Below are 16186 nucleotides of genomic sequence, written 5' to 3'. Positions count from 1 at the left end.
CAAAGCCGGCTCGATGCGATCGAACCGGCTCGTCTGTCTATCGGATGCCCGTGGAACCGAAACCGCCTTCCCCGCGCTGGCTGGGCGCGAACTCGGCAACGATGTTCAGTCGGGCTTGTGCCACCGGCACCAGCAGCAACTGTGCGATGCGGTCGCCCACGGCGATGGTGTAGGGCTCCCGCCCGCGATTCCAGCACGAAATCATCAACGGCCCCTGGTAGTCGGCATCGATCACTCCCACCAGGTTGCCCATCACCAGGCCATGTTTGTGGCCCAGCCCGGAGCGCGGCACGATCAGTGCGCACCAACCCGGGTCGTCGATGTGGATGGCGATGCCGCTGGGAACCAGTGCGCTTTCGCCCGGCGCCAGGATCAGCGGCTGATCCAGCGCCGCTCGCAGGTCCATGCCGGCGCTTCCGGAAGTAGCAGCCTGCGGCAGCGGAATGCTGTCACCCAGACGCGGGTCGAGGATTTTCATCGCCACATCGAGGTTCATGCGCGTACTTCCCGGAACCGCTTTGCGACCCGGGCAATCAGCTGGCGTGCCAGTTCCGTCTTCGGCGCCCGCGGCAATTCGGCGGAGCCCTCAGCCCAGTAAAGCGTCAACGCATTCTCGGCCGCCTCGAAACCGAGGCCACCGCCCACCTGATTCGCCGCAATCATGTCCAGCCCCTTGTGGCGCAGCTTGCCCTGCGCATACGTGGCCACATCATGCGTCTCGGCGGCAAATCCGACCAGGAACGGGTGCGCGGTTTGCGCCGAAAGACTGGCCAGGATGTCCGGATTTTCACCCAGATGCAGGACCAGCTCGCCGCCATCGCGCTTCTTGAGCTTCTGCGCGGATATCTCTTGTGGCCGATAGTCACCTACCGCCGCCGCGCCGATATAGATGTCCGCATGAGCCGTCGCCTCAAGCACCGCGGCATGCATCTGCGCCGCGCTGCGCACGTCCATCCGTCGACTCATGCCCGCCGGGGTAGCCAGGCTGACCGGTCCTGCCACCAGGGTCACCTCGGCACCGGCCTCGGCCGCGGCGGCCGCCACCGCGAAGCCCATCTTGCCGGAGCTGCGATTGCCGATGAAACGTACCGGGTCGATGTCTTCGTAGGTTGGCCCGGCGCTGACCACCACCTTCAATCCGGCCATCGATCGCTCACCGAACGAGGCCACCAGCGCATCGCGCAATTCATGGGGCTCCAGCATGCGTCCGCTGCCCACGTCACCGCAGGCCTGGTCGCCCACCGCAGGGCCCAGCAGGGTCGCACCGTGCTGGCGCAGGATGGCGATATTCGCCTGCACCGCCGGATGCGCCCACATCTGCTGATTCATCGCCGGCGCCAGATACAGCGGCGCGGCGCTGGCCAGGCACAGCGTGGTCAACAGGTCGTCGGCCATGCCTTGGGCCAGCCTCGCCAGCAGGTCGGCGCTGGCCGGCGCCACCAGGATGCGCTCGGCCCACCTCGCCAGCTCGATGTGACCCATCGCCGCCTCGGCCTGCGCATCCCACAGACTCACCCGCACTGGCTGGCCGGACAACGCCTGAAACGTGGTCGGGCTGACGAAGTGCGTGGCGCCTTCGGTCATCACCACGCGGACTTCGGCGTCGAGGTCTCGCAAACGACGAACCAGTTCGCACGATTTATAGGCAGCAATGCCGCCGGACACTCCCAGCAGGATGCGGCGTTGGGCAAGACTCATATGTAAGGTGGGCCTGACAGTCGGGCAGTGGCCTAGCTTACCGGATTCATGCCCGCTCACCGCTGCCCCGCACGGCCCTGCTCCGGCAACTTCAGCGGATGAGCATTCGCGACTGGCCCGAGGGTGAACGCCCCCGTGAAAAACTGTTGTCCCGAGGCAGCGCGGCACTGTCCGATGCCGAGTTGCTGGCGGTGCTGCTGGGCAGTGGCAGCCGCGGCAAGGATGCACTGGCGCTGGGTCGCGAGTTGCTGGCCAACGCCGGCAGCTTGGGCACGTTGCTGGGCCGCCCGGAGCAGCAGATTCGTGCCGGCGGCCTGGGGCCGGCCAAACGCGCGCGGATCGCCGCAGCCCTGGAGCTGGCCCGCCGCAGCCTGGCCGAACAATTGCTGGACAAGCCCAGCCTCGGCAATCCGCGCGACAGTGGCGACTATCTGCGCGCCCGCCTGCGCCATCTGCCATACGAGGTATTCGGATGCCTCTATCTGGACAATCGCCACCGCGTGCTTGGCTTCGAGGAGTTGTTTCGCGGTACGGTCGATGGCGCCAGCGTGCATCCGCGCGAGGTGGTCCGTGCCTGCCTCCACCACAACGCCTGCGCCGTGATTTTTGCCCACAATCATCCCTCCGGCGTGGCCGAACCCAGCGCTGCCGACCGGGCGATCACCCATGAGCTGCGCGACGCGCTGCAACTGGTCGGCGTGCGGGTGCTCGACCACCTGGTCATCGGCAGCGGCGAACCGGTCTCGATGGCTGCCCGCGGCCTGATCTGAAATACCTGGCACGGAGGGCGATCGCGCAAAAAGACGGCGTGGCAGAGCCACGCCGTGAGGCCGATTGGGGAGGAGAGAGCGGCGTCTCCGTTTGCCAGGATCTGGAGGGGAGTTCATCTCATGGCCAGATTAGTGTCGCAGCGCCGCATGACAGCTCGATGACGAGGCGGCGGCTCACGGGTGGCTGCCAAGTGGCCGAAACTTATACACAAATCGGGGATACCTGCCACGCGGGGCGAGTTCACCATCTCACCTGAATTGCATCGGCCAAGTGTATGAAATTGCTGGTTAAATTCTTTTGTCAAGACCACGAAACGAAGACGGGGAAGCACGCCCCGGCGCCCCGAACAGCTTTCCCCACAGACTTATCCACAGGCAGGCTCGCCGCGACGCAGCACGGGGCACGGCTGCCGACATGCTGTTCTGGCCGAGCCGTACGGGCGCGTTTCGTCACCATGGCGGTCTGTTAGGATTGGCGGTTCCATCACGAAACCGACCCCACCCGTGAAAGAACAGCTGCGCGATCTGGTGCTGCAGGCGATCAAGTCCCTGCAAGACAATGCGACCCTGCCGAACGACCTGGCGTTGCCCGGCTTCGTGATCGAACGAGCGCGCAGCCGCGAACACGGTGATTTCGCCTGCAACGTGGCCATGCTGCTGGCCAAGGCCGCCCGCGCCAAACCGCGCGAACTGGCCGAGAAGCTGGTCGCCGCGCTGCCGGCCAATGAGTTGGTGGCGAAGACCGAAATTGCCGGTCCCGGCTTCATCAATTTCTTTCTGGCCGCCGGTGCCTACCATGCCGAAGTACGCCAGATCCTGAGCCAAGGCGACGCCTACGGTCGCGGCACCAGCGGCGGCGGCAAGACCGTTGGCGTGGAGTTTGTCTCGGCGAATCCGACCGGTCCGCTGCATGTCGGCCATGGCCGTGCCGCGGCGATCGGCGACTGCCTCAGCCGTTTGCTTGGTGCCACGGGCTGGAACGTCAAGCGCGAGTTCTACTACAACGATGCCGGCGTGCAGATCGCGAACCTGGCCACCTCGGTACAGGCCCGTGCACGCGGGATTACTCCGGATGACAGCAGCTGGCCGGAGAACGGCTACCGCGGCGACTACATCGCGGACGTGGCGCGCGCCTATCTCGATCGCGAAGCGGTGGTCGCCGATGGCGAGACCGTGACCGGTGCGGGCGACGTGGACGACCTCGACGCGATTCGCCGCTTCGCCGTCGCCAACCTGCGCCGCGAGCAGGATCTGGACCTGCAGGCCTTCGGCGTCGGTTTCGATACCTACTTCCTGGAGTCCTCGCTGTACAGCGACGGCAAGGTCGAGGAAACCGTGCGCGAGCTGGTCGCCCACGGCCATACCTATGAGGAAGGCGGCGCCCTGTGGCTGCGCAGCACCGATTTCGGTGACGACAAGGACCGCGTGATGCGCAAGTCCGACGGCACCTATACCTATTTCCTGCCCGACGTGGCCTATCACCTCAGCAAGTGGCAACGCGGTTACGAGCGCGCGATCACCGAACTGGGTTCGGACCACCACGGTTCGCTGGCACGGGTAAAGGCCGGCCTGCAGGCGCTCGATGTCGGCATTCCGAAGGGCTGGCCGGAATACGTGCTGCACCAGATGGTCACGGTGATGCGCGGCGGCGAGGAGGTGAAAATCTCCAAGCGCGCGGGCAGCTACGTCACCCTGCGTGATCTGATCGACGAAGTCGGCCGCGACGCCACGCGCTACTTCCTGATTTCGCGCAAGAGCGACTCGCAGCTGGTCTTCGACATCGACCTGGCTCGTTCGCAGTCGAACGACAACCCGGTGTACTACATCCAGTACGCCCACGCCCGCGTGTGCAGCGTGCTGCGCCAGGCGCCGGAGAAGGGCTTCACGTTTGACCTTGCCGACGGGCTGGCTCACCTGGACCGGCTGGACAACGAACACGAGCAGATCCTGCTCACCGAACTGTCGAAATATCCCGAGCTGGTCGAGGCGGCTGCCGCCAACCTGGAACCGCACCTGGTTGCCGCATGGCTGCGTGAACTGGCCAACGCGTTCCACACCTACTACAACTCGCACCAGTTCCTGGTCGAGGACGCGACCTTGCGCAACGCGCGTCTGGCGCTGGTAGTGGCCACGCGCCAAGTGTTGAAGAATGGTCTGGATTTGTTGGGCCTCGGCGCCCCGGAGAAGATGTAATGGCAGCACGCAAGGGCAAGGGCCGACAGGCCGTGCGCAATGGCAGCAACGGTTTCCCGGGCTGGGGCTACGCGGTCATCGGCTTGCTGGCCGGCGCCATCCTGATGGCGGTGATCACCCGTGGCAGCCTGCTGACCAGCTTGCGCAAGGCCGATGGCCCGCAAGCCAATCCGCAGGCCACCGCTGAGCACGGCAGCGCGCCGGGCGTGCTTGAATCGAACAGCGCCGACGCTCCGCCGAAGAAGCCGCAATTCGACTTCTACTCGGTGCTGTCGGAAAAGGAAGTGCGTATTCCCGATGCCGAGATCAGCGCACAGGCGCGGGTCGAACAGCAGCAGAAACAGGCGGCACAGGCGCAGGCACAGCAAGCGCAGCAGGCGGCGCAGCAGGCCGCGGCGACGGCGAACGTGCCGCAGGTGGCCACCCAGAACATCACCGCCGCACCGGCCAGCGCGGTTGCCCAGTCCGGCAGCGGCAGCGGCTATCTGCTGCAGGTCGGCGCATTCCCGAATGCATCCGACGCGGAGACGCTGAAGGCGAAACTGGCGCTGCAGGGCTTCGTGGCCAATGTGCAGTCAGTCAACATCAGCGGGCAGACCTATCATCGCGTCCGGCTGGGACCGTTCCGCTCGGCCACCGATCTCGAATCGACCAAGCAGCGGCTGGCCAGTGCCGGCATCAATGCGATCGCATTGAAAGAAGGCCGCTGATCCCGCTTCACTTTTCCAGGAAGTTGCGCGCATGAGCCTCAAGACCGCATGGATCACCGGCGCCAGCTCCGGCTTTGGCGCCGCCACGGTGGAACGTTTCGTGGCCGGTGGCTGGCGGGTCATCGCCAGTGGCCGTCGTGCCGAGCGATTGCAGCAGCTGGTGGAGCGTCACGGCGCCGACCGCGTGCATGCCACCGCGTTCGACGTTCGCGATGAAAAGGCCATGCACGCGGCGCACGCGAGCCTGCCACCGGCGTTCGCCGCCATCGACCTGCTGGTGAACAACGCGGGATTGGCGTTGGGGACCGCGCCGGCACAGCATGCCGACCTTTCGCAATGGAAGCAGATGATCGACACCAACGTCACCGCGCTGGTGTCGTTGACCCACCTGCTGCTGCCGCAGCTGATCGAACGTCGCGGCGCCATCGTCAACATCAGCTCGATCGCCGGCAGCTATGCCTATCGCGGCGGCAATGTCTACGGCGCCACCAAGGCGTTCGTCACCCAGTTCTCGCAGAACCTGCGCACCGACCTGCACGGCACCGGCGTGCGGGTCAGCTCGATCGAGCCCGGCATGGCCGAAACCGAATTCACCCTGGTCCGCACCGGCGGCGACCAGGCCGCCTCGGACCAGCTCTACGACGGTTCCCATCCGATCACCGCCGGCGATATCGCCGACACCATCTGGTGGATCGCCAACCTGCCGCCGCACCTCAACATCAATCGTGTGGAAGTGATGCCGGTCAGCCAGTCCGCGGCGGGGCTGCAGGTCGCGCGGGACAGCTGAAACACACCGGTGCCGGCGGCGCGGGCCATGTTCAACGCGAACAGTGGGGCGGCCTGAAGCCGGCGCCGCTGATCTCAGGCCTTCAACTCAACCCGCCTGATCCCGATGCACGTCGTGTGCCGCGAAGGGATGTTCGGGATCGGGTGCGGCCAGCCACTGCGGATGCGCCAGCGTGTGACGCATGTCGTCCAGACCACTCTGCCAGTGGCCGCGCATGCTGGCGGCGCTGAATTCGTAATCCTTGAAATGGCCTTCGTGCGGCCGGTTCTGGTAGATCAGCTGGATCACGTTGGTCATCGCCGCTGCCGCGCGTGCTTCGGCGTGGCGATAGGCCGGCTCGTTGCGCCGGTTCTCCGGCACCAGCGCCATCACATCGTGCAACAGGCGGCGCTGTTCCTGCGTGCGGCGCATGAATTCGGTGACCAGTCGGGTACGGCTGGAGTACTGGATCTCCTTGCTGCGCTCGGCCACATCGGCCAGGTCGCGCGGCAAGCTGCCGCGAGCGCTCCACAGGTCCACCTGGAATACCAGCGTGTCGCAACCGGGTCGCTCGCTCAGCACTTCGTACAACGGCGTGTTCGAGACCATGCCGCCATCCCAGTAGAACTCGCCATTGATCTCCACCGCGGGAAAGCCCGGCGGCAGCGCGCCGGAAGCCATGAAATGCTCGGGGCGCAGGCGTTCGCGGCGGTTGTCGAAGTAGGCGAAGTTGCCGGTACGCACGTTCACCGCGCCGACCGCCACACGCATCGCGCGCGGATCATTGATCCGGTCGAAATCGACGAGCCGCTCCAGCGTGTCGCGCAGCGGCGTGGTGTCGTACCAGCTCACGTTGTCCGGCGTGGCGTGCGTACCCAGGAACGGCGGTGGCTGGCGCGGATGGAAAAAGCCGGCCTGGCCCTCGGTCATCGCACGCCAGGCGGCCAGTCCGCTCAGCCCGTTGAGCCATGACGTGGGCCACGCCACGGCATCGAACCACGGCAGTGTCGGCGCGCCCGGCCACAGCGGTGACTGGCAGATCGCCTCCCAGAATTCGCGCAATCGTTCCACCCGTCGTTCCGGCGCATTGCCGGCGATGATCGCCGCATTCAGCGCACCGATCGAAATGCCGGCCAGCCGGGTCGGCTGCAGATCCGCCTCGGCCATCGCCTCGAACACCCCGGCCTGGTACGCGCCGAGCGCGCCACCGCCCTGCAACACCAGGGCGATGGTGCGGTAATCCCGCGCTACCGTGGTGGCCAGCGGCGCCGCGGGCGCGGACTTCGTCACTGCATGAACCAGCCGTGGCTGACCACGATGGACTGACCGGTCAGCGCCGCGGACGGGAAAGTAGCCAGATACAGCGCGGTCTGGGCGATGTCCTCGACCGTGGTGAACACGCCGTCCACCGTGTCCTTCAGCATCACGTTCCTGATCACCTCGTCTTCGCTGATGCCCAGCTCCCTGGCCTGCTCGGGAATCTGCTTCTCGACCAACGGCGTGCGCACGAAACCGGGGCAGATCACGTGCGAGCGCACGTTGTGCGGCGCGCCCTCTTTTGCGAGCGTGCGCGCCAGCCCGAGCAAACCGTGCTTGGCGGTGACGTACGGGGCTTTCAGCTTCGATGCCTCGTGCGAATGCACCGAACCCATGTAGATCACGATGCCGCCGCGATCATCCTTGTACATGTGCTGCAGCGCAGCCTTGGTGGTGAGGAAGCCGCCATCCAGATGAATCGCCAGCATCTTTTTCCAGTCGGCGAAGGCGAACTTGTCGATCGGGTTGATGATCTGCACGCCGGCATTGGAAATCAGGATGTCCAGATGGCCAAACGCGGCGACCACCTTGTCAGTGCCGGCTTTGACCGCGTCCTCGTTGGTGACGTCCATCGCCACGCCGATCGCCTTGCCGCCGGCGGCGTTGATTTCCGCCGCCGTCTTGTCGGCAGCGTCCTGATTGATGTCGGCGATTGCCACGCTGGCGCCGTTTTTCGCATACAACTCGGCGATCGCCTTGCCGAGGCCGCTGGCCGCTCCGGTGATCAGGGCGACCTTGCCATTGAGACTTGTCATGTGCTGCTCCCGTAGCGGGTGATTTGCGATGTGTAGGAGCGCACCCCGTGCGCGATGCTTTTTCACGGCGTAACGAAGAGCATCGCGCACAGGGTGCGCTCCTACACGGTTACTTGGTTTCTTCGGCGAGGTAGGTATACGCGGTGAGGCCGCCGTTGAGCGCGTCGTACAACTTCGCAGCTTCCGTACCGCTCACACCAGCAGCAGCGATGCGTTCACGGTAACTCTGCCGCAACACCTCCAGGTCATAACCGACATAGTCGAGCATCAGGTCGGTGGTGTCGCCGCTGCGCTTGTGCGCGAACACGTAGCTGTCGCCATCGACGCGCACGTTGACCGCGTCGGTGTCGCCGAACAGGTTGTGGATGTCGCCGAGCGTCTCCTGGTAGGCGCCCACCATGAAAATGCCCAGGCAGTAGCTTTCGCCGCTTTTCAACTCGTGCAGCGGCAGGCTGACGTCGACGCCATCGGCATCCACGTAATGGTCGATCCGGCCATCCGAGTCACAGGTGAGGTCGACGATCACGCCGCGGCGGGTCGGCTCCTCGTCGAGCCGGGCAATCGGCGCGATCGGGAAGATCTGGCCGATCGCCCATACGTCGGGAATCGACTCGAACACCGAGAAATTGACGAAATACTTGTCGACCAGTTTCTCGTCCAGCTCGTCCATCGCGGAGCGGTGCGAGCGTTCGGCGGGCAGCAGACGTGTGCGCACCGCATTGGCGATGGCGTAATACATCTCGTCCAGCCGCGCGCGATCGGCCAGCGCCAACTGGCCCAGCGCGTACAGCGTCTGGCCTTCGCTCAGGTGATGCTGGGCCTCGTGGAACAGTTCCAGCGCGGGACGCCGATCCAGTTCGTCCCAGGTTTCACGCAGCCGGCGCAGTACCGGCGGCTCGTCGGCGCACGGCGGCGGAATCGCGCCGGCCGGCACTTCTTCCACTTCGGTCACGTTGACCACCATCACCGCGTGATGCGCGGTCATCGCGCGACCGGCTTCGGTGAGGATGTGCGGCGCGTCCAGCCCTTCGGCGGTGACCGCCTCGGCCAGCGACTGCACGATGGTCGAGGCGTATTGCTCGATCGAGTAGTTGATGGAATTGTGGCTGCGCGAGCGCGAGCCTTCGTAATCCACGCCCAGACCGCCACCGACGTCGACGATCTCCAGCGGCACGCCCATCCGCCGCAGCTCGACGAAATAGCGGGTCGCCTCGCGCATGCCGTTGGCGATGTCGCGCACGTTGGAGATCTGCGAGCCCATGTGGAAGTGCTGCAGCTTCAGGGTGTGCATGAGGCCGGCCGCATCGAGCCGCTCGATCAGGCTCAGCACCTGGTTCGGCGACAGCCCGAACTTGCCCTTATCGCCGCCGGTGTTCTGCCACTTGCCGGCACCGATCGAGGCCAGCCGCACGCGCACGCCGAGCAACGGCTCCACACCCAGCGCCTTGGCCTCGCTGAACACGTGGTCCAGCTCGGACAGCTTCTCGATCACGATGTGCACGCGCAGGCCGAGCTTCTTGCCGATCAGCGCCAGTCGAATGTATTCGCGATCCTTGTAGCCATTGCAGATCACGATGGAGCCAGGCCGGGCCATCGCCAGCACCGCCATCAGCTCGGGCTTGGAGCCGGCTTCGAGGCCAAAGCCCTGCGTGCCGGCGGCGACCAGCTCGCCCGCCACGCCGCGCTGCTGGTTGACCTTGATCGGATAAATCGAGGTATAGCCGCCGGCATAATCATGCTCGGCCATGGCCTGGGCAAACGCGCCCTGCAGGCGCGCCAGCCGGTCGGCCAGGATGTCGGGAAAACGGACCAGCAGCGGCAGCCGCAGGCCCTCGGCGCGGGCGCGCTCGACGATTTGCGGCAGCGACAGCGCCGGGCCATTCACGCCGCGCGGGCGCATCACGATGTCGCCGGCGTCGTTCACATCCACATAGCCGTCGCCCCAATGAGGTACGGCATAAGTGTGGCGGGCAGCGTCGGTATTCCAATGGTTCGCCATGTAGAGAGATCTCCTCGATGGAAAAGGATGATGTCGTCGCAGCGGCGAGCCTTGACGTCTTGCTCAACAACGGGAGCACGAGCCCGAGCGACCGGAAGCCTCGCACGCCGCGGGGCCGATCGGACTGGTCGGCCCCGCGGCGGACAACGCCGGCGTGACCAGCCGCCATTGTAATGGCCGCGTGTGACGATATGCGCAAGAGGCGCCGCCGTCCTGTCGGGACGTTCACGGCCGTTGTCGCTACAATGGACAGTCTTGCTTTCCCACCCGGCACGTCAGGAACGTCCATCATGTCGCAGCAATCCACCTCGAATGAAGCCAGCTGGTTCACCGAAGCCCACCAGGCCTCCGGTTCCTCCATCGGTTTCCGCACCGAGCAACTGCTGCACGCGGAGAAGACCCCGTTCCAGACCATCGAGATCCACAAGACCACCGACTGGGGCAACCTGATGGTGATCGATGGCTGCGTGATGCTGACCACCCGCGACAACTTTTTCTATCACGAGATGATGACCCACCCGGCACTGTTCACCCATGCACGGGCCAAGCGCGTGGTGATCATCGGCGGCGGCGACTGCGGCACGCTGCGCGAGGTGCTCAAGCACGAGGAAGTCGAGTCCGCAGTACAGGTGGAGATCGACGAGCGCGTGACCCGCCTGGCCGAGGAATATTTCCCCGAGCTGTGCGAATCGAACAACGACCCGCGCGCCGAACTGCTGTTCATCGACGGCATCAAGTACATGGCCGAATGCGAGCCCGAGTCGCTGGATCTGGTCATCGTCGACTCGACCGACCCGGTCGGCCCGGCCGAAGGCCTGTTCAACGCCGCGTTCTACGCCAGCTGCTTCAAGGCACTGCGCCACGGCGGCCTGCTGGTGCAGCAGAGCGAATCGCCGCTGGCGCATATCGACCTGATCAAGTCGATGCGCTCAGCGATGCGCACGTCCGGCTTCAGCGCGGTGAAGACGCTGCCGTTCCCGCAGCCGTGCTACCCCACTGGCTGGTGGAGCTGCACCATGGCACGCAAGGGCGGCGATCTGTCCGGTTTCCGCGAACGCGGCGCGCTGGGCAAGAACTTCCCGACCCGCTATTACAACGCCGAAATCCACAAGGGTGCCCTGGCCCAGCCGGAATTCATGCGCGAAGCATTGGGCGAGTAAAAACCGCGGCTCGGCATGGGGATGGGGAAGATCCACGATCTGCCGCTTTTCCCATCCCGAATCCCGGCGATCAGAACATCTTCGAACGCACCTTCGGCAACAGCACCAGCAGCAAGGTCGCCAGCGGTCCACCCAGCAGGGATATGAAGAACCACAGCAGTCCGCTGCGGTTCTTGCCTTGAGCCAGCGCGGCGTTGATCAGGGCCAGCGTGCCCCAGCCGACAAACCAGGGTGCGCCGTCGGCGAATGTCGACAGATGGTTCACTACGCGTCTCCCGCAGGATGGTCATGGGGCGCGGTCCTGCGCCGGGGATGGTCATCCTAGCAAGCCTTGTGAAGATGGCGCGCTTTTGTAGGCCGGCGGATCAGCCACGCTTAATCTGTGGCAGGTATGCTTCACGCTTTGACTGCGGAGCATGCCCATGCCGCGCCGACTGCGCCACCTTGTTCTTGCCTGTTCGTTGTCGCTGTTGGCGACGCCCGCGCTCGCCGCCAAAACCAAGCCGGCCGAAAAGAGCCGCGGACCCAGCCCGTCAGCGCAGACGCGGGACAAGGCACAGCTGGCTTTCCAGCGTGATCTGGTCACCGTGCTGGCCCCGGGCGGGGATCCGACGCGCCTGCTCGGCGCCGCCCTGCTGGCGCGACCGTTGTTCAACCAGCCACCCAGCAACAGCTTCCATCGACTGATCGAGCGCGCCAGCCAGGCCGAGGGTGCCAGCGTGGCGGTCAACTGGGTTCAGTTGGCCGATTGCGACGCCGAAGCCGATGCCTGTCCGAACAACGACGCCCTGTCATCCCTGTTGAAACGCGCTCCGGACAATGCGGCCGTGTGGCTGGTCAAACTGGGCGATGACGCGCGCGGCATGAAGCAGGACGACGCCCGCGAGGACCTGGCCAAGGCCGCCGCAGCGAAGCTTTATGACGATTACAGCGGCGCCAGCCTGCAGGCCCTGGCCAGCTCGGTTGGCGTGCTGCCACCGCCGCCCGATACGCTGGACCCGGCTCATCCGGGCGGCGCGGTGGGCATGCAGACCGTGATGGTGTTCGGCCTCGCCGACAGTCAGCCGCAACCCAGCCTGCCGCTGGTCGCCAAACTCTGCGAAAACGCGGGCAAGGACGCTTCCATCAAGGCCGACTGCCTGGCCCTGGGCAAGACCCTGGAGTGGGGTTCCAGTCCGTTGGCACGCTCGCTGGGTCTGCACCTGCGCGAAGTGCTCTCCGACGATCCGGCCGCGCAACAGGAAGCCAAGGCAGCCCGACGCACCCTGGTCTGGCAGGTGCAGAACTTCACCCAGTTGCTGGCGCGCGCGCCCGACGATGCGGCGCTGTCGCAGCGGCTGCTGACGCTGGCACGCAAGGGCGGTACCCAGATGAGCCTGCAACTGGCCGCGCTGCGCGAGAACCATATCGCCATTGATCCGCCGGCCGACTGGCAGCCACGCGCCGCCGGAAGTCGGGAATAGCGCTCGGGGAAGGGTCAAGGGCGCGCGTCGGACACGCTGCCATGCGGCGTTTTCCGACTCGCCCTGACCCATTCCCGATTCCCGAGTCGACCCCATTCCCCTTTCACGCCGGGGCCGGTAGGCTGGGATCACCTTCCGTGGCAAGGGTGATCCGATGCTTACGACGCTGGTGGCAAGCAGCAAGGGTGGTTGCGGCAAGAGCACATTGGTGACGCAACTGGCGTCACACTGGTCACAGGCGGGGCAACACACCGCGATCGTCGACGCAGACCGGCAGCACTCCAGTTTCCACTGGGCCGAGTTGCGGCCGGAGAATGTTCCCGGCGTGCTGGCGCTGGAAGGCGGGCGGCGAGGCCTGCAGCGAGTACCACCAGACACGCAGCAATTGCTGATCGACACCCCCGCCGGTTCCGGCGAGCGCGAACTCGAACCTTATCTGGAACTGGCCAACGTCATGTTGGTGCCGGTGTTGCCGTCGTCGTTCGACATGGACGCCACGCTGCGTTTCATCGACGAGTTGCGCTCGATCAACCGCATCCACCGGGGCAAGCTGCCGGTGGCGCTGGTGGCCAACCGGCTCAAGCCGTGGACCCACGCCAGCCAGGATGCGGTGGCTCAACTGGCCGAGCAATCGCCTTTCCCGATCGCCGCGCAACTGCGCGACAGCCAGGCCTACGTGCTGCTGAGCAGCCTCGGCAAGGGCATCTTCGATTACCAATCCGAACAAGTGCGCAGCCATCAGCAGGACTGGAAAGCCCTGCTGCGCTGGATCAAGCGCCAGTCATGAAGCGCGCCTTTCCACTCAGCTTCCCGCGCGCCTCGCGCAACCACCGCCGGAGTTCCCCATGCACGAACTGATCCTGTTGCGTCACGCCGAAGCGGTCCCGATAGAAACCAGCGGCGACGATCAGCAACGCCCCCTGAGCAGCCGCGGCGAGCAGGAGGCCCAGGCGGCGGGCCTGTGGCTGGCCTCGCACAAGCTGCGTCCGGATCGCGTGCTCTGCTCGCCGAGCCGGCGCACCGAGGAAACCACCCGACTGGCGCTGGCGGCCATCGACAATGCGCCGGTTCCGCAACTGGCCACCGAGATCTACGACGCCTCGCCCGGCGAATTGCTGGCCCTGCTCGACCAGCACAGTGAGGCCGGCACCGTGTTGCTGGTCGGCCACAACCCCGGCATCGAGCGCCTGGTCGCACTGCTGGTGGAAGGGCGCTCCGACGAATTCCGCGGCATGCCTCCGGGCGCCTTGGCCGTGCTGCATCTGAATGGTTCGCTGGAACCGGGCAACGCGCGACTGGACGCCTTCTGGTCGCCCTGAGCTCTTCACCGCCCTGCCTGACGAACCCGGGCCTTGCCGCCCGGGCGGACGGCGGCAAGTCGACGGTCGCCGCATTCTGATCGCAGCACGTATCATCCAGTCATGTCCGTCCTGCATCGATTCGCTTTCCCCGTGCTGCTTGCCTTGCTGTTGCTGCAAGGCTGCACGGTCTCCCGCTCGCAGATTCGTCGCGCCGATGCGGTGGTGGTGGCCACCACCAATCACGACAGCAGCTGCGACCGCTCCGATCACTGCGCTATCCCGTCGCCCTTGCTGACCGCCGCGGCGAGTGCCGTGGCGGCCTCTACCGCCGAACTGCCGGTGCACGTGGTCACCCTGCTCGACGACAGCGAGCCGGCGCTGGCTGCGCGCGTCAATCTGATCCGCGCGGCGCGGCGCTCGATCGACGTGCAAACCTATATCTGGGACCAGGACGACGTCGGCCAACTGGTGCTGGACGAACTGGTGCGCGCGGCACGCCGTGGCGTGCAGGTGCGCATTCTTGCCGACCAGCTGTTTTCGCTGGGCGACCTGGACCTGCTCGACCGGCTGGCCCGGATCAGCCCGAACCTGAAAGTGCGCCTGTACAACCCGACCTTCCACAAGGCGCGCACGCAACCGCTGGAATTCGCCGCCGGCGTGCTGTGCTGCTTCATGCAATTCAATCAGCGCATGCACAACAAGGTCATGCTGGTGGATGACCTGATCGGCATCACCGGCGGGCGCAATTATCAGGATCGCTACTTCAACTGGGATGACGACTTCGATTATGTGGACCGCGATGTGATGGTCGGCGGCCCCGCGGCCAAGTCGATGGCGGTCAGCTTCACCCTGTTCTGGAACCACAAGCGCGCGGTGCCGCTGACCCATCTGCGCGACGTCAACCGGCGCATCCTGGCCGACACCGCGATACCGACCTGGCCGGCACCTCGTTACCGCCGGCCGCAGCGGGTGGCACAGCTGCAGCATGACGCCGAAGACCCGGCCTGGCTGAAAGCCTGGCTGATCGATCCGACGCTGCGCGTGGGCAAGGTCGACTTCTTCAGCGACCTGCCGGCCAAGACCGACAACCCGGACAAGCGGCGTGCGCTCGACTACACGCGCCATATCATGCGCATGGTCAGTGAGGCCAGGCACGAGGTGTTGCTGCAAACACCGTACCTGGTGATGAGCAAGCGCGCGCAGCACATTTTCCGCGTGCTTCATCGCCTGCCCGAGCCGCCGCGCGTGATCGTGTCGACCAATTCGCTGGCCTCCACGGATGCGTTCGCGGTGTATGCCATGTCGTACAAGCACCGCAAGCGCTACCTGACCAAGTTCGGTTTCGAGATCCACGAGTTCAAGCCCCACGCCCCCAGCGCCGAGGTGGACAACGAGCTGGCCAACCTGGACACCAGCGTCGAACCCGTGCCACCGGACGTGGTCAGGCCCGACAGTCCGTCACGCACGCATTTCCACCTGCTCGGAAGTCGCGGCAGCAGCAACCGTCCGGCGCCGCTGCAGAGCGAAGGGCGCCGTTACGGCCTGCATGCGAAGTCGATCGTGATCGACGATGCGTTCGCGATGGTCGGCTCGCACAATTTCGATCCGCGCTCGGACCACTACAACACCGAGGCGGGTGTGATCATCTACGACCACACCTTCGCCGACCAGCTGCGTCACAGCATCATGCGCAGCGTGCAGCCGGAAAGCGCCTGGGTGGTCGCACCGCGCGAGTCGAAAGTGCCGGTGCTGACCGACATCAACCAGGCCATCGGCACGGTCTCCGAAAGCCTGCCGCTGTTCGACCTGTGGCCATTCCGCTACGCCACCAGTTACGACCTCAAGCCCGGTTGCCAGCCGATGCGCGCCACCGATCCGAACTTCCATGCGTGCTACCAGCCGGTGGGGGATTTTCCCGACGTGGCGCTGTCACCGAAGCTGATCATCACGCGCATGGTGACGGCCTTCGGCGTGGGCGCGAAAGGCGTGTTGTAGGAGTCCACCCGGTGGGCGATGCGCTCGAGCGGGGAACATATCTGCAGGGCGGGCTTCTG

Annotated in this window: 15 protein-coding genes; 9 read left to right on the top strand and 6 right to left on the bottom strand. The window is 65.6% G+C overall.

All coding sequences use genetic code 11. The features are described from left to right. Positions 1–37 precede the first annotated feature (37 nt). Positions 38–496 carry a dUTP diphosphatase gene (gene dut, locus ACVWWQ_RS17035; RefSeq protein ID WP_133952420.1) on the bottom strand — a complete coding sequence of 153 codons (459 nt, stop codon included), beginning with the start codon at positions 494–496 and terminating at the stop codon, positions 38–40. Then, a complete protein-coding gene (coaBC, locus tag ACVWWQ_RS17030) occupies positions 493–1698 on the bottom strand; it encodes a bifunctional phosphopantothenoylcysteine decarboxylase/phosphopantothenate--cysteine ligase CoaBC (RefSeq protein WP_133952422.1) in 1206 nt (401 codons plus the stop codon). The genes dut and coaBC overlap by 4 nt, the downstream gene beginning before the upstream one ends. 98 nt (positions 1699–1796) lie before the next feature. Between coaBC and radC the strand changes: the two genes are divergently transcribed. The 4 genes from radC (at position 1797) to ACVWWQ_RS17010 (ending at position 6158) form a co-directional block, all read left to right on the top strand. Then, positions 1797–2468: a RadC family protein gene (gene radC, locus ACVWWQ_RS17025; RefSeq protein ID WP_133952424.1), complete on the top strand. Its 672-nt coding sequence runs from the start codon at positions 1797–1799 to the stop codon at positions 2466–2468. Between the two features lie 504 nt (positions 2469–2972). Further along, positions 2973–4661 (top strand): arginine--tRNA ligase, encoded by a 1689-nt coding sequence (argS, locus tag ACVWWQ_RS17020; protein WP_099654753.1) that lies wholly within the window; start codon positions 2973–2975, stop codon positions 4659–4661. Further along, positions 4661–5371, top strand: a complete 711-nt coding sequence (locus tag ACVWWQ_RS17015) for an SPOR domain-containing protein (RefSeq protein ID WP_099654754.1) — start codon at positions 4661–4663, stop codon at positions 5369–5371. The genes argS and ACVWWQ_RS17015 overlap by 1 nt, the downstream gene beginning before the upstream one ends. Positions 5372–5402: 31 nt before the next feature. Next, positions 5403–6158, top strand: a complete 756-nt coding sequence (locus ACVWWQ_RS17010) for an SDR family NAD(P)-dependent oxidoreductase (RefSeq protein WP_133952426.1) — start codon at positions 5403–5405, stop codon at positions 6156–6158. An 87-nt stretch (positions 6159–6245) separates the two neighbouring features. On the opposite strand, the gene ACVWWQ_RS17005 is transcribed toward ACVWWQ_RS17010, so the two are convergent. From ACVWWQ_RS17005 to speA, 3 genes are all read right to left on the bottom strand, one after another. Continuing rightward, on the bottom strand, positions 6246–7427 hold the full coding sequence (locus ACVWWQ_RS17005) for a patatin-like phospholipase family protein (RefSeq protein ID WP_133952428.1): 1182 nt from the start codon (positions 7425–7427) through the stop codon (positions 6246–6248). Next, positions 7424–8209, bottom strand: a complete 786-nt coding sequence (locus ACVWWQ_RS17000) for a 3-hydroxybutyrate dehydrogenase (protein WP_133952430.1) — start codon at positions 8207–8209, stop codon at positions 7424–7426. Before ACVWWQ_RS17000 ends, ACVWWQ_RS17005 begins: the two co-directional genes overlap by 4 nt. A 109-nt stretch (positions 8210–8318) precedes the next feature. After that, a complete protein-coding gene (gene speA, locus ACVWWQ_RS16995; RefSeq protein ID WP_133952432.1) occupies positions 8319–10208 on the bottom strand; it encodes a biosynthetic arginine decarboxylase in 1890 nt (629 codons plus the stop codon). 290 nt (positions 10209–10498) lie between these two features. On the opposite strand from speA, the gene speE reads away from it, so the two are divergent. Next, positions 10499–11368, top strand: a complete 870-nt coding sequence (speE, locus tag ACVWWQ_RS16990; RefSeq protein WP_099654759.1) for a polyamine aminopropyltransferase — start codon at positions 10499–10501, stop codon at positions 11366–11368. A gap of 70 nt (positions 11369–11438) precedes the next feature. Here the strand turns inward: speE and ACVWWQ_RS16985 are convergent, their stop codons facing one another. After that, positions 11439–11633: an antitermination protein NusB gene (locus ACVWWQ_RS16985; protein ID WP_099654760.1), complete on the bottom strand. Its 195-nt coding sequence runs from the start codon at positions 11631–11633 to the stop codon at positions 11439–11441. Positions 11634–11790: 157 nt separating this feature from the next. Between ACVWWQ_RS16985 and ACVWWQ_RS16980 the strand changes: the two genes are divergently transcribed. The 4 genes from ACVWWQ_RS16980 to ACVWWQ_RS16965 all read left to right on the top strand — a co-directional run bounded on the left by ACVWWQ_RS16980 (position 11791) and on the right by ACVWWQ_RS16965 (position 16127). After that, positions 11791–12831 carry a hypothetical protein gene (locus ACVWWQ_RS16980; protein WP_133952434.1) on the top strand — a complete coding sequence of 347 codons (1041 nt, stop codon included), beginning with the start codon at positions 11791–11793 and terminating at the stop codon, positions 12829–12831. Between the two features lie 154 nt (positions 12832–12985). After that, a complete protein-coding gene (locus ACVWWQ_RS16975; RefSeq protein WP_133952436.1) occupies positions 12986–13618 on the top strand; it encodes a ParA family protein in 633 nt (210 codons plus the stop codon). Positions 13619–13676: 58 nt separating this feature from the next. Continuing rightward, entirely contained in the window at positions 13677–14150 is a 474-nt protein-coding gene (locus tag ACVWWQ_RS16970) for a SixA phosphatase family protein (protein WP_133952438.1), read from the top strand. 102 nt (positions 14151–14252) lie between these two features. Next, a complete protein-coding gene (locus ACVWWQ_RS16965) occupies positions 14253–16127 on the top strand; it encodes a phospholipase D-like domain-containing protein (protein ID WP_133952440.1) in 1875 nt (624 codons plus the stop codon). The last annotated feature ends 59 nt before the right edge of the window (positions 16128–16186 follow it).

It is taken from the genome of Rhodanobacter sp. TND4EL1, from assembly GCF_054061035.1.
This window is presented reverse-complemented; position numbering and strand designations above follow the sequence as displayed.

Bases quoted from the DNA above. Each gene is read 5' to 3' on its own strand.
- dut (WP_133952420.1), bottom strand. From the start codon at position 496: ATGAACCTCGATGTGGCGATGAAAATCCTCGACCCGCGTCTGGGTGAC.
- coaBC (WP_133952422.1), bottom strand. From the start codon at position 1,698: ATGAGTCTTGCCCAACGCCGCATCCTGCTGGGAGTGTCCGGCGGCATT.
- radC (WP_133952424.1), top strand. From the start codon at position 1,797: ATGAGCATTCGCGACTGGCCCGAGGGTGAACGCCCCCGTGAAAAACTG.
- ACVWWQ_RS17015 (WP_099654754.1), top strand. From the start codon at position 4,661: ATGGCAGCACGCAAGGGCAAGGGCCGACAGGCCGTGCGCAATGGCAGC.
- ACVWWQ_RS17010 (WP_133952426.1), top strand. From the start codon at position 5,403: ATGAGCCTCAAGACCGCATGGATCACCGGCGCCAGCTCCGGCTTTGGC.
- ACVWWQ_RS17000 (WP_133952430.1), bottom strand. From the start codon at position 8,209: ATGACAAGTCTCAATGGCAAGGTCGCCCTGATCACCGGAGCGGCCAGC.
- speA (WP_133952432.1), bottom strand. From the start codon at position 10,208: ATGGCGAACCATTGGAATACCGACGCTGCCCGCCACACTTATGCCGTA.
- speE (WP_099654759.1), top strand. From the start codon at position 10,499: ATGTCGCAGCAATCCACCTCGAATGAAGCCAGCTGGTTCACCGAAGCC.
- ACVWWQ_RS16980 (WP_133952434.1), top strand. From the start codon at position 11,791: ATGCCGCGCCGACTGCGCCACCTTGTTCTTGCCTGTTCGTTGTCGCTG.
- ACVWWQ_RS16975 (WP_133952436.1), top strand. From the start codon at position 12,986: ATGCTTACGACGCTGGTGGCAAGCAGCAAGGGTGGTTGCGGCAAGAGC.
- ACVWWQ_RS16970 (WP_133952438.1), top strand. From the start codon at position 13,677: ATGCACGAACTGATCCTGTTGCGTCACGCCGAAGCGGTCCCGATAGAA.
- ACVWWQ_RS16965 (WP_133952440.1), top strand. From the start codon at position 14,253: ATGTCCGTCCTGCATCGATTCGCTTTCCCCGTGCTGCTTGCCTTGCTG.